Here is a 12,516-nt window from a genome sequence, read left to right as displayed (position 1 = left end):
GTCTCGCGCCGGCGGTCAGGACGAGTCGCCGGCCGCTGCGGCGCGACCTGCGGCGGTACGCGCCGGCGCGGCATGGGCCAGGATCGCACCGGCTGCACGCAGCCAGCGGGCCGGTTCGGCGAGCGCCGCCTCGGACGATCCCGCGAGCTCGGTGAGAGACGCGAACCGGACGAACGACGAGGTGTCGGCGTCGTCAGTGACCCGCCCCGCCGCGAGCATCGCCACAGCCCCCGCCTCGGCTGCGAGTGCCGCGAGGAACGACGGCACCTTGCCGTCTCCGGATTGGCCGTCGTACGAGCCCTCCCCCGTGATGATCACGTCGGCGTCGGAGAGCGCGTCGGCGAGACCGATGAGCTCGGCGACCTCCGCGGCGCCGGGAGCGAGCACGCCGCCCCACGCGACGAGGGCCGCCCCCGTTCCGCCGGCCGCGCCGTATCCTCGCCCTTGGGGATCGATTGCGAGCAGCTCGGCGAGACGACCGAGGCCGTCGTCGACGAGAGCGATGTCATCGTCCGATCGCAGCCCCTTCTGGGGGCCGAACACCGCTGCCGCACCGCGCGGGCCGGTGAGCGGATTCGTGACGTCGGTGAGCACCCGCACATCGGGGGCAGCGCGCAGCGCGGTCAGATCGACGGACGCGATGTCGCTGACGCCCCGAGCCCCGCGAGCGACCGGAACGCCCGCGGAGTCGAGGAACCGCGCCCCGAGAGCCGAGAGCATTCCGATGCCTCCGTCTGTGGACGCACTGGAGCCGATGCCGACGACGAGGCGCGACACACCGTGGTCGATCGCTGCGGTCAGGGCTTGACCGAGGCCGGTCGTATCCGCATCCCAGGGGCGCAGCTCGTGCAGCAGTTCGATGCCGGAGGTCGACGCGAGGTCGATGACCCCTGTCCCACCGGGAGCGTCCTCCGTCGGAGGCAGCAGCAGCCAGAACGTGTCGATCCGCTCCCCGGCAGGCCCGTCGACGGTGAGGGGCATACGCACGGCGCCGGGCACTGCCGCTTCGAAAGCCGCCACGGTGCCCTCGCCCCCGTCCGCCATCGGTCGATGCACGAACTCGGCCTCGGGTTCGACCGAAGCCCAGCCTTCTGCGAGCGCGATGGCCGCGTCCACCGCCGTGATCGTGCCCTTGAAGCTGTCCGGAGCCAGCACGACCCTGGTCACGAGCCGACCACCGGGGTGCTCGCGCGCACGATGACCTCGAGCGGCAGCGGGGCCTGCTCCCACTCGATGTCGACCGTGGCACGGAACGCCTGATACCCGACGTCGCTCAGCGGCACACGCACCGTCGTCAATGTCGGGGAGACGTCGCTGCTCGCGGGGACGTCGTCGAACCCGCAGACTGCGATGTCAGGCCCGATCTCGCGCCCTGCGTCGCGGATCGCGGACATCGCCCCGAGTGCCACCACGTCGCTGATCGCGAACACGAGTGTGCCGGCTGCGACGCCGTCGGCGAGCGCCGCCCTCATCCCCGCAGCCCCGGACTCCCGACGGAAGTCGCCGCGGTGCACGCTCTCGACCGCGCCGCCCGCACTCTCGAAGCCGGCACGGAAGCCGGCGAGACGGTCGTCCGAGGTTCGCACCCCGTCGGCCGCACCGAGCACGACCGCTCGGCGGTATCCGCGCTCTGCCATCAGGCGACCCAACGCCTCGGCACCGGAGCGGTTGTCGATCTCGATGCGGCGCTCTCCCTCGCCGTCGGGCCCGAATGCCACGACGCGGCCGCCCTGGCGCACGAACTCCGCGAGCTCGTGCGCGGTCTCGGCCTCGGTGGCCTCCTGTGTGCGGGAGGCGGCGAGGATCAGCCCTCGGGGTCGCTGCCCGCGCAGGGCCCGCACGATCCTCGCCTCACGCGCCTGGTCCCGCTCGGTGATCGCGATCGTCACGACCAGACCCTCCTCATCCGCTCCCCTGGCCACGCCAGAGGCGATCAGTCCGAAATAGGGGTCCGCGATGTCGGCGACGAGCAGCGCGATGACCGGCGAGGTACCTTTCGCGATCGACTGGGCCGACACATTGGCGGTGTACCCCAGCTTCCCGGCCGCGGACTCCACCCGCTCCCGGAACGACTCGGCGACCTTGCGCTCGGAGCCGTTCAGCACGCGCGATGCGGTCGCCAGCGACACCCCTGCCTCGCGTGCGACGTCGTGCAGGGTGGGTGCGGGTCCTCGCGCATGACGCGGAGACCGCGCTGGCCGCTCCGCGGACGTTGCGGGCTTGGTCATGCCCCAGATCCTACTTGCCACCGTCCCGCCACAGCATCTCCCCGACGGACGGCACGGCGCCGACGACCGGACATCCTCACCCCAGGTGCGGGGAGATCGCCTCGGCGAACGTCTCGGCGGTCCGCCGCACGACGTTCTCCGGATCATCCGCCCAGATGTCGGCGTGGAAGATCTCGACCTCGATGTCGCGGTCGTACCCGGTCGCGACCACGGCGCGGGTGAGCGAGGCGAAGTCGATCACCCCCTCGCCGGTGTAGTGCCGCGAGAGCAGCACATCAGCCGCGAGGGGTGTCATCCAGTCGCACACCTGGTACGTGGCGATGCGTCCCTCCCGGCCGGCGCGTGCGATCTGCTCGAGCACCTGCGGATCCCACCAGATGTGGAACGTGTCGACGGCCGCGCCCACCACATCGGGCTCGAAGTCGCCCGCGATGTCGAGCGCCTGCCCGAGCGTCGAGACGACGGCACGATCGGAGGCGTACATCGGATGCAGCGGCTCGATCGCGAGCGTCACACCCGCAGCCTTCGCGTCGGGGGTCAGCGCGCCGATGGCATCGCGCACGCGCTCACGCGCTCCGACCAGATCGCGCGACCCCGCAGGCAGACCGCCGGCGACGAGCACCAGCACAGCGGTGGATCCTTCGGCACCCGCGGCCGCGAGCGTCGCGGTCTCCTCGATCGCACGGCGGTTGTCGTCGAGCGCCGCTTCCCTCTCCGCCCCGTCCGGCAGCGTGAAGAATCCGCCCCGGCAGTGGGTGGAGAACCGGAGCCCCGAGTCGGAGAGCATCCGCGCCGCGACGTCGAGACCGACCTCGTTCACGGGCTCACGCCAGAGTCCGATCGACTGCACACCGGCAGCGGCCGTGACGCGCAGAGCCGTCGCGAGGTCGGCATGCTTGATGGTCGCCTGATTGATCGACAGTCGTGGATCGGGAGTCTGCGCATCGCGGCTCATGCGTCCACTCCGTTCACTCGCAACATGCTGTGCCACCGTTCACGGGCGAGCTCGGGCTGCTCGAGCGCGAGCGAGTCGTTCGCGAGTTCGACGATGCGGCTCAGATGCGGCAGGCTGCGCGCGGAATGCAGCCCGCCGACCATCTGGAACCCGGGCTGGTGCCCGTTCAACCACGCCAGGAACGCCACACCGGTCTTGTAGTAGAAGGTGGGCGCGGCGAACACCTGCCTGCTGAGCGCCTCGGTCGGACCGAGGATCCGCCGGTACTCCGCGGCATCACCCGCGTCGAGCGCCTGGATCGCCGCCGACGCGACAGGGGTGATCGCGGCGAAGGCTCCCAGCAGCGCGTCGGAGTGGGCGCGGTCAGCGGCGCCGCCGATCAGGTCCACGTAGTTGAAGTCGTCGCCGGTGAACATCCTGACGCCTTCGGGGAGGCGCGAACGCACCGCGATCTCGGACTCGGCGTTCAACAGGCTCATCTTGACGCCCGCGACCTTGCCCGGGCTCTCGGCGATGATCTGCAGCAGCACCTCGGACGCCGTCTGCCAGTCCGCAGCACCGAAGTAGCCGGCGAGCTCGGGATCGAACGCCGTGCCCAGCCAGTGCAGCACCACGGGTGTCGTCGCGCGCGACAGCACCTCCCGGTACACGCGACGATAGTCGGCGGCATCCGTGGTCACGCGGGCGAGGTGGCGCGAGGCCATCAGCACGGGCCCGGCCCCCTGCTCCTCGGTGAAGTGCAGCTGCTCGGTGTAGGCCGCGATCACCTGTTCGAGGGAGATGCGCGTCTCGGCGACGTGGTCGGTGTTGACGCCGACCACGACCGAGCCGCCCTCCTCGCGCGCGACCTGGGCGCTGCGGGCGATCAGCTCGCGGGTGGCTGCGGCATCGAGACCCATGTTCCGCTGAGCCGTGTCCATCGCGTCCGCGACGCCGAGGCCCCAGGAGTACACATTGCGGCGGAACGCGAGGGTGGCATCCCAGTCGATGTCCGCCGGCTGCCCCGGAGTGTTGTCGGCATGCACCTTCGGCACGACGTGTGCCGCGGCGTAGGCGACGCGGCTCTGCAGCGGCGTCGTCGGGCGGGTGTATGCGCCCGAGTCGTTGAGGGCGGCGGCGAACGTCTCACCGCTGGGGCGGAGAAGGCGCAGAGTGCTCATGCGCGCCTCAGCCCAGGGTCAGCGGCGACAGGGCGACCTTGCGGCCCTCGGCGCTGGAAGTCAGTCCGGCCTCGGCGAACTGCACACCACGCGCACCGGCGAGCAGGTCGAACGGGTAGTCGGTGCCCTCGACGTAGGAGACCAGGTACTCCTGCCACTGCTGACGGAAGCCGTTGAGGAACACGTCGTTGGTCGGCACGTTCTGCCAATCGGCGTCGTAGTCGCGCGTGTCTTCGAGGTCGGGGTTCCACACGGGCTTCGGGGTGGCGTTGCGGGGCTGGATCTTCGCGCCGAAGAGTCCGACCACGGCGGATCCGTGGGTGCCGTCGACCTGGAACTCCACGAGCTCGTCGCGGTTGACGCGCACGGTCCACGAGGAGTTGATCTCGGCGATCACGCCGCCCTCGATCTCGAAGATGCCGTATGCGGCGTCCTCCGCGGTGGCGGTGTAATGCTCGCCCTTCTCGTCCCAGCGGTCGGCGATGTGCACGGCGGCCTGCGCGTAGACGCTCTTGACCTCGCCGAACAGGTTCTCCAGCACGTAGTTCCAGTGCGGGAACATGTCGGTGATGATGCCGCCGCCGTCCTCGGTGCGGTAGTTCCAGCTCGGACGCTGCGCGGGCTGCCAGTCGCCCTCGAACACCCAGTAGCCGAACTCGCCGCGCACGGAGAGGATGCGGCCGAAGAAGCCGGAGTCGATCAGGCGCTTGAGCTTCTGCAGGCCAGGGAGATACAGCTTGTCGTGCACGACGCCGGTCTTGACGCCCGCCTCGTCCGCCAGGCGCGCGAGCTCGAGTGCCTCCTCGAGCGACTCCGCAGTGGGCTTCTCGGTGTAGATCGCCTTGCCGGCGGCGATGGCCTTGCGGATCGCGGAGGCGCGCGCCTTGGTCACGAGGAAGTCCGCGTAGATCTCCCACTGCGGGTCGGCGAGCGCCGCATCGAGGTCGGTCGTCCAGTCCTCGATGCCGTGCTTCGCGGCGAGTTCGGCCAGCTTGGCCTCGCTGCGTCCCACCAGGATCGGCTTCACCGTGATGCGGGAGCCGTCGGCGAGTTCGATGCCGCCCTCCTCGCGGATCGCGAGGATCGAGCGCACCAGGTGCTGCCGGTAGCCCATGCGCCCGGAGACGCCGTTCATGATGATCCCGATCTCGCGGGTGTTCGCCTGTGCCATGGTGTTCCGTTTCTGTCGCAGGAGGCCGTCGGTGCGCTCCCCGGTAGCTGGACCATTCACTGGGCCCGAGACGATGGGAAAACGCTTTCCGGCATCATGGCACGAGATCGAGGCGAACTGCAACAGCAACGTTCGGTGGGTGCGATCGTCAGCGCGATGCCGTGCTGGCGCGCTCGACCAGACCCGTCTCCACGACCGAGACCTCGAGGGTCTCCACATCCCCCTCGATGGCGTCGATCAACGACGACACCGCTCGCTGAGCGAGGGCCGGGAAGTCCTGCCGGATGGTGGTCAGCGGCGGACGGTAGTTCGCCGCATCCGGCACGTCGTCGAAGCCGATCACGCTGACATCCTCGGGCACGCGTCGGCCCGCATCGGAGAGAGCTCGCACCAGGCCGAGCGCCATCTGATCATTGGCACAGAAGACCGCGGTGCTCGCCGACAGCGCCGCCGCCGCCGCATGGCCCGAATCGGCGCTCCAGTCGCCCCGGACGATGGAGGGAGCATCGACGCCGACGGATGCGAGGGTCTCCCGCCAACCCCGTTCCCGCTCGGCGGCGGCGAAGGAGCCCTCAGGGCCGGCGAGGTGATGGACCGTGCGGTGCCCGAGCTCCAGGAGCCGTGCAGTGGCGGTGGCCGCACCACCGGCGTGATCGCTGTGCACCGAGGTGAACCCGGCCTCGGCAGGGGCGTCGACGACCACGAGCCGGAGCCCGGTCGGGCGCCCCGCATCCGAGAGCAGGGCCGATGCCTCATTCAGGACGATCGCCCCGTCGACCTCCTGTTCGGCGAGGCGATCGAAGGCTTCGGCGACACCCCGGGCGGCGGTCACCAGCGTGAGCGCGTATCCGCGCTGCGCGGCCGCCTCCGCCGTGGCCTGCAGCATGCGCGAGTTGCCCACCGTGGAGAGCGTGGTGACGACGAGTCCGATGGTCTGCGATCGCCCCGTCCGCAGGGCGCGGGCTGCGCGGTGCGGACGGTATCCGAGCTCCGCCATCGCGCTTTCGACGCGGACGCGAGTGTCGGGATCGACTCGGGGACTGCCGTTGACGACACGGGAGACGGTCTGACCCGAGACCCCGGCACGCTCGGCGACCATGGCCATGGAAACGCGCCCTGACGACGGGCGCCGGCGACCGGCACCGGGCACGTCGACATGTTCGCCACCGCTCCCGCGAGTTCGCATCCAATCTCCGTCCCGTGGACCGCCGAGAGCGACCCTTTCGTGTTGACGTTATCACGGCGCTGTGCATACCATGTTGACGTGAACACGCCTGATCTTCCCGCATCGCGCACGGAGTCGCTTGGCGCCGGCGTCGTCAAACGCGCCACCACGCTCGCCGACGGCCGCGAGCTGATCTATTACGACGACCCGGACACGACGCTCGCCGCGGAGCGCTCCGTGGACGCCCGCGTCCTCGACCCGCGGTCCGACACCGCCACCATGCGGCTCGACGTGCTCACGGGCGACTGGATAACGGTGGCCGCGAACCGGCAGAACCGCGTGATGATGCCGGGGGCGGATGCTGATCCCCTGGCTCCGCAGACGCCGAGCAACCCCTCGGAGGTGCCGTCCCGCTACGACGTCGCGGTGTTCGAGAACCGCTCCCCCGCATTCGGTCCCGCTCTGGCCGAGGCGGTGGGCGCCGCCCCGCAGGCCTCGAACGCCCCCCGCGGACTCGACGACCTCACCGCTCTCGGTCTCGGCCGCACGCGCACCTCGGTCGGGCGCTGCGAGGTCGTCTGCTTCAGCCCCGAGCACGCCGGCTCCTTCGGCACGCAGTCGGTCACCCGGGCGCGCACCGTGATCGAGGCGTGGGCCGACCGCACAGCCGCACTCTCCCGACTGCCCGGCATCGAGCAGATCTTCCCGTTCGAGAACCGCGGCGAGGCGATCGGCGTGACCCTGCCCCACCCGCACGGCCAGATCTACGCCTACCCATACGTGACCCCGCGCACCACCCGCGTGCTGGAGTCGATCGACCGGACGGCGCCCGATCTCTTCCAGCGCATCCTCGATTCCGAGCGGGCATCCGAACGCGTCGTGCTCCAGGGCGAGCACTGGACGGCGTTCGTGCCGTTCGCCGCACGCTGGCCGCTCGAGGTGCACCTGATGCCGCACCGACACGTGCCAGACTTCGCGGAGACCACCGGGGCCGAGCGGGACGAACTCGCTCCGCTCTACCTGCGCCTGCTGCGCGGCGTCGACGCCCTGTACGACTCCCCGACCCCGTACATCGCCGCCTGGCATCAGGCACCGGTGCACGTGGGGCGCGACACCGTGCGCCTGCACCTGCAGCTGACGAGCCCGCGCCGTGCGGCCGACAAGCTGAAGTTCCTCGCCGGCTCCGAAGCAGCGATGTGGGCATGGGCTGCCGAGGTGCCGCCGGAGGTCGGAGCCGCACGACTCCGCGAGGCCGTGGAGCGCGCAGCAGCCGACGAGACCGATCCCGGAGCATCCGCATGACCGCCGCGCACGACGCCGGAACCCTGTTCGCCCAGCTCACCGGACGTGGACCGGACGGACTCTGGTCCGCGCCCGGACGCGTGAACCTCATCGGCGAGCACACCGACTACAACGACGGATTCGTGCTGCCCTTCGCGATCCCGCAGCGCACGGTGGCCGCCGTCGGCCTGCGCGACGACCACCGGCTCCGTGTCGCCTCCACCTTCGCCGAGGAGCCGGTCGAGGTCGGCATAGACGACCTCGACCTCCTCTTCCCCACCGCCCCCGGCGCACATCCCGCCGTTCCCGAATGGGCCGCATACCCACTCGGAGTCGCCTGGGCGATGCGTCAGGCAGCGACCGAGAGCACCCCCTTCGCGGGATTCGACATCGCGATCGCGTCCGATGTGCCCGTCGGTGCGGGGCTGTCCTCATCAGCCGCGATCGAGGGCGCCACGTCATCCGCCCTGAACGAGCTGTGGAGAACCGGCTTCGACGGCACGCACCTCGCTCGCATCGGACGCCGCGCCGAGAACGAGGCCGTGGGCGCACCCACCGGCATCATGGACCAGATGGCGTCGATGCTGGGGCGACCCGACACCGCGATCTTCCTCGACTGCCGGTCGCTGGAGACCCAGCTCGTCCCGCTCGCCGTGGCCGAAGCCGGCCTTGCGATCCTCGTGATCGACACGCGCGTGAAGCACGCCCACTCCACGGGCGGCTATCGCGAGAGGCGCGCTTCGTGCGAGCTCGGCGCCTCGATCCTGGGCGTGCCCGCACTCCGCGACGTCACGGTCGACGACCTGCCCCGTGCGCGAGCGACGATGGACGACGTGACCTTCCGCCGGGTGCGCCACATCGTGACCGAGAACCAGCGGGTGCTCGACACGGTGCGGGTGCTGCGCGAGCAGGGCGTGCGGGCGATCGGCGAGCTCCTGGTCGCCTCGCACGCATCGATGCGGGACGACTTCGAGATCTCGACGCCCGAGCTCGATGCCGCCGTCGACACCGCGCTGGCAGAAGGCGCCCTGGGGGCGCGGATGACCGGCGGCGGTTTCGGCGGTGCGGCGATCGCCCTGGTCGAAGAGGCGGCCGTCGCCTCGGTCGCAGAGGCCGTGCGTGCTGCTTTCGCGGCGCGGAGGTTCGCGGAGCCTCTGCTGTTCGCCGTCGCACCATCCGCCGGCCCCCGGCGCGACGCCTGAGAGAATGACCTATCGGGCCGCGACGACTCCGCGGCGGGAGAGGAAGCAATGTCCTGGATCGTCACCGGCGGGGCCGGCTACATCGGCTCCCACGTCGTGCGTGCGCTCGCGGACGCCGGGCTCACGCCTGTCGTGCTCGACGACCTCTCCAGCGGTGTGGCGTCTTTCGTGCCGGAAGGCGTGGAGTTCGTGCGGGGCAGCATCCTCGACCGCGAGCTCGTCGAGAAGACGCTGCGCGACTATGACGCCGAAGGGGTGATCCACGTCGCCGGCTTCAAGTACGCCGGCGTCTCCGTGCAGCGCCCCCTGCACACCTACGCACAGAACGTCGACGGCACCCGCGTGATCCTCGAGGCGATGGAGGCCACCGGCGTCGCGAACATCGTGTTCTCCTCGTCGGCCGCGGTGTTCGGCACCCCCGACGTCGCGCTCGTCGTCGAGGACACCGCCAAGAAGCCGGCCAGCCCGTACGGCGAGTCGAAGCTCATCGGAGAGTGGTTGCTGCGCGACCAGGCGATCGCGACGGCGCACTCGGAGCGCCCACTGCGGCACACCTCGCTGCGGTACTTCAACGTCGTGGGTTCCGCCGATCCGTCGGTCTACGACGTCAGCCCGCACAATCTGTTCCCCATCGTCTTCGAGGCTCTGCTCGCCGGGAAGACGCCGCGCATCAACGGCGACGACTACGACACCGAGGACGGGACCAACGTGCGCGACTACGTGCACGTCGGCGATATCGCGGCAGCCCACGTCGCTGCGGCGCAGCGCCTGTCCGACGGACGCCCGATCGAGGCCGCGTACAACCTCGGCTCCGGCGACGGCCTCAGCGTGAAGCAGATCATGGACGCCGTCGCCCGCGTGACGGGCATCGACTTCACCCCGGAGGTCGGCCCTCGGCGCCCCGGAGACCCCGACCGCATCGTGGCGACGGGCGAGCTCGCCGCACGCGACCTCGACTGGACCATGCGTCACTCCGTCGACGAGATGGTGCGCACGGGGTGGGAGGCACGGCAGGCGGCCCGCCCCTGACGGTCAGACGTCGCGGGTGCGGATCGGGTACATCCAGAAGCACAGCCAGGCGAGGGCGGTGAACACGAGCGGGATCACGGCCAGCATCAGGCGGATGCCTCCGTCGACGCCGTCCGGCTGTGCGTCGCCGAGTGTGGCATCGAACCCGGCCGCATTCAGCACCACCGCCGCGACGATCGCCTGCAGCACGACCGAACCGCGGACGACGAACCCGTTCACCCCGAAGTAGGCGCCTTCTCGACGGCGCCCGGTGCGGGTCGCGTCGTCGTCGATGATCTGCGCGAGCATGACTTCGAGCAGTTGCAGCAGACCCCCGACGCCCACGCCGACGGCCACGCCGACGACTGCAGCGCCGAGCACGGTCGAGGGCACGAGGTAGGCGAGCACCGCGACCCCGAACACCGCGACGCTCCACAGCATGGCCGTGCGGGGAGAGGTGCGGCGGACGACCGCGCTCCACAACACGATCGAGGGGATCGCGGTGACGAAGATCGCTCCGAGCAGGAGGCTGCCCTCTCCCTCGGGCGCGTGCAGCGAGTAGCGCACGTAGAAGGGGACGGCTGCCAGGATCACGGCGATCGACGTCTGCACGAACAGCGAGCCGAGCACGTACGGCACGAAGGCGCGGTTGCGGAACGTGTAGGTCAGCTGATCGCGCCAGCGCATGGCCACCGTCGCCGTCGAGGGGTCCGAGGACGCGTCCGCCGATGGCTCAGGGGTGCGGCGCTCGATCATGCCCCCGAGGAACGACCACACGAGCAGCACGAGGCAGACGGCCCCGAGCACCAGGGCCATACCAGGCCAGCCGATCGCGCCGTAGAGGGCGGGGGCACCGGCCGTGCCGAGCACGATGCCGAGGATCGCGAAGATCTGACGGGGCACGTTGCCACGAGCGCGTTCCTCGGTGGTGCGGAAGATCTCCGGGAACAGAGCCGAGATGTTCAGCACGACCACCACGAAGGCCACGTCGTACACCGCCACGACGACGAGGAACCAGACGATGAGCCCCGTGACCGGGAGCTCCGGCGGCATCCAGACCAGCGCGAAGGCGACGACGAGTGGAACGATGCCCAGTCCGATCCAGGGGATGCGTCGACCCCAGGGCGTGCGCAGCCGGTCGGAGATCGTCCCCACGACGGGGTTCAGCACGGCGTTCAGCACGCCATGGGCGATCATGGCGATCGCCACGGCCGTCGCCGGGACCGCGAGGTGCGAGACGTAGAAGTAGACGACGAAGGCCGAGAAGGTCTGCGTCATCAGCTGCGTCGGGAACCCGGATGCGCCGAAGGCGATCGTCTGCGCTCTGGTCGGCGCCGCATCCAGCCGTCGGTCCCGCACGCGCTCGCGCAGAGAGGTCACCGCGCGCTCCTCCTCTGCAGGTCGCGCAGGTCGCGCCAGCCGATGCGCACGAGCGACTCGTCCTCGACGGCCTGCAGCACGACCGGATCGCTCAGCAGTCGCAGCTCGTAGCCGCGCTTGGCCGCACTGAAGTCGACGGCAGCGCGGAGCTCGTCGTCGTCGACCATCGGATGCAGGTAGATCTCGGTGACTCCTGCGGGCACGGCGCGCAACAACGCGATGAAGCCGTCCCGCACCTCCTCGTAGGTCTCCTCATCCGGCGACCCCTCACGGAGGAGCTCGAAGCGATGCGACCAGAGACGATCGATGATCTCGACGCCGAACGCATCGGCGGTCGCTGCGGCGCGATCGAGCTGAGCCTGCAGGGCGGGGTTCTCGCCCACTCCGTCCATGCTGCGCGGCAGCCGGAACGGGAGGCCGTGCTGCGCAGCGAGCTCGAAGACCGGTCGAAGGAAGTCCCGCCCCGTCACGAGCCCGTAGACCGAACCCATGTGGTTATCGAGGTGGGTCACGTCCACGCCCGCGTCGAGTGCGGCCTGCAGCTGGGCCGCGAGCTCTGCGGCGACATCCTCGTCGGATGCGTTCTGTTCGACGGACAGCACGTCGGTCGGGAAGAAGCCCGCGGCGTCGACCAGGCTCGTGCCTGTTCCCCCACTGCCCGTGCCCGTGAGCGGACGCCACCGGTAGCGCGTCCATTCGCTCGTGAGCACGAGGTGCACGCCGACGTCGAGGTCGGGCCGGGAGGCGGCGAAGGCGAGCGCTTCGGGCGACCACGAGCACGGGACCATCACGGTGGTCGAATCGATGCGCGTGGTCGTGAGCAGGTCGACGATGGCGGTGTTCGCCGCATGACACATGCCGAAGTCATCCGCGTTGAGGATGATGGCCCGTGCTCCGGGGGCGAGTCCGAGGCGGTCGGCGAGATCGGAGGGTGCGGTCATCGGATGATCCTGTCGGTGTTCGAGC

11 protein-coding genes are annotated in these 12,516 nt (G+C 70.3%); 3 read left to right on the top strand and 8 right to left on the bottom strand.

Annotated elements, in window-relative coordinates:
* Nucleotides 1–15 precede the first annotated feature (15 nt).
* The 6 genes from RN51_RS12865 to RN51_RS12840 form a co-directional block, all read right to left on the bottom strand.
* Entirely contained in the window at nucleotides 16–1,167 is a 1,152-nt protein-coding gene (locus RN51_RS12865) for a glycerate kinase (RefSeq protein ID WP_045264460.1), read from the bottom strand.
* Nucleotides 1,164–2,228, bottom strand: coding sequence for a LacI family DNA-binding transcriptional regulator (locus RN51_RS12860; protein ID WP_082066587.1), 1,065 nt, complete (start codon nucleotides 2,226–2,228; stop codon nucleotides 1,164–1,166). The genes RN51_RS12865 and RN51_RS12860 overlap by 4 nt, the downstream gene beginning before the upstream one ends.
* A 76-nt stretch (nucleotides 2,229–2,304) precedes the next feature.
* On the bottom strand, nucleotides 2,305–3,183 hold the full coding sequence (locus RN51_RS12855) for a sugar phosphate isomerase/epimerase family protein (RefSeq protein ID WP_045264459.1): 879 nt from the start codon (nucleotides 3,181–3,183) through the stop codon (nucleotides 2,305–2,307).
* Nucleotides 3,180–4,343, bottom strand: a complete 1,164-nt coding sequence (locus tag RN51_RS12850; RefSeq protein ID WP_045264458.1) for a dihydrodipicolinate synthase family protein — start codon at nucleotides 4,341–4,343, stop codon at nucleotides 3,180–3,182. Before RN51_RS12850 ends, RN51_RS12855 begins: the two co-directional genes overlap by 4 nt.
* Before the next feature lie 7 nt (nucleotides 4,344–4,350).
* Entirely contained in the window at nucleotides 4,351–5,514 is a 1,164-nt protein-coding gene (locus RN51_RS12845) for a Gfo/Idh/MocA family protein (protein ID WP_045264457.1), read from the bottom strand.
* 148 nt (nucleotides 5,515–5,662) lie between these two features.
* Complete coding sequence (locus RN51_RS12840) at nucleotides 5,663–6,619, bottom strand: LacI family DNA-binding transcriptional regulator (protein WP_045264456.1); 957 nt, start codon at nucleotides 6,617–6,619, stop codon at nucleotides 5,663–5,665.
* Between the two features lie 159 nt (nucleotides 6,620–6,778).
* Between RN51_RS12840 and galT the strand changes: the two genes are divergently transcribed.
* Genes galT through galE form a run of 3 tightly spaced genes read left to right on the top strand, consistent with a single transcriptional unit; the run spans nucleotide 6,779 to nucleotide 10,191 of the window.
* The gene (gene galT / locus RN51_RS12835; RefSeq protein ID WP_045264455.1) at nucleotides 6,779–7,981 is read left to right on the top strand and encodes a galactose-1-phosphate uridylyltransferase; all 1,203 of its coding nucleotides are present in this window, start codon (nucleotides 6,779–6,781) and stop codon (nucleotides 7,979–7,981) included.
* Nucleotides 7,978–9,162, top strand: a complete 1,185-nt coding sequence (gene galK / locus RN51_RS12830) for a galactokinase (RefSeq protein WP_045264454.1) — start codon at nucleotides 7,978–7,980, stop codon at nucleotides 9,160–9,162. Before galT ends, galK begins: the two co-directional genes overlap by 4 nt.
* 48 nt (nucleotides 9,163–9,210) lie before the next feature.
* Nucleotides 9,211–10,191, top strand: coding sequence for a UDP-glucose 4-epimerase GalE (gene galE, locus RN51_RS12825; RefSeq protein ID WP_045264453.1), 981 nt, complete (start codon nucleotides 9,211–9,213; stop codon nucleotides 10,189–10,191).
* A gap of 3 nt (nucleotides 10,192–10,194) precedes the next feature.
* Here the strand turns inward: galE and RN51_RS12820 are convergent, their stop codons facing one another.
* Together RN51_RS12820 and RN51_RS12815 are read right to left on the bottom strand one after the other, a co-directional pair.
* Nucleotides 10,195–11,550 (bottom strand): MFS transporter, encoded by a 1,356-nt coding sequence (locus RN51_RS12820; protein WP_045264452.1) that lies wholly within the window; start codon nucleotides 11,548–11,550, stop codon nucleotides 10,195–10,197.
* Complete coding sequence (locus RN51_RS12815; RefSeq protein WP_045264451.1) at nucleotides 11,547–12,491, bottom strand: polysaccharide deacetylase family protein; 945 nt, start codon at nucleotides 12,489–12,491, stop codon at nucleotides 11,547–11,549. Before RN51_RS12815 ends, RN51_RS12820 begins: the two co-directional genes overlap by 4 nt.
* Between the last annotated feature and the right edge of the window lie 25 nt (nucleotides 12,492–12,516).

It is taken from the genome of Microbacterium oxydans (genome assembly GCF_000956405.1).
GTDB classification, from domain to species: Bacteria; Actinomycetota; Actinomycetes; order Actinomycetales; family Microbacteriaceae; genus Microbacterium; species Microbacterium oxydans_C.
This window is presented reverse-complemented; position numbering and strand designations above follow the sequence as displayed.

Bases quoted from the DNA above. Each gene is read 5' to 3' on its own strand.
- RN51_RS12860 (WP_082066587.1), bottom strand. From the start codon at position 2,228: ATGACCAAGCCCGCAACGTCCGCGGAGCGGCCAGCGCGGTCTCCGCGT.
- RN51_RS12855 (WP_045264459.1), bottom strand. From the start codon at position 3,183: ATGAGCCGCGATGCGCAGACTCCCGATCCACGACTGTCGATCAATCAG.
- RN51_RS12850 (WP_045264458.1), bottom strand. From the start codon at position 4,343: ATGAGCACTCTGCGCCTTCTCCGCCCCAGCGGTGAGACGTTCGCCGCC.
- RN51_RS12845 (WP_045264457.1), bottom strand. From the start codon at position 5,514: ATGGCACAGGCGAACACCCGCGAGATCGGGATCATCATGAACGGCGTC.
- RN51_RS12840 (WP_045264456.1), bottom strand. From the start codon at position 6,619: ATGGCCATGGTCGCCGAGCGTGCCGGGGTCTCGGGTCAGACCGTCTCC.
- galK (WP_045264454.1), top strand. From the start codon at position 7,978: ATGACCGCCGCGCACGACGCCGGAACCCTGTTCGCCCAGCTCACCGGA.
- galE (WP_045264453.1), top strand. From the start codon at position 9,211: ATGTCCTGGATCGTCACCGGCGGGGCCGGCTACATCGGCTCCCACGTC.
- RN51_RS12815 (WP_045264451.1), bottom strand. From the start codon at position 12,491: ATGACCGCACCCTCCGATCTCGCCGACCGCCTCGGACTCGCCCCCGGA.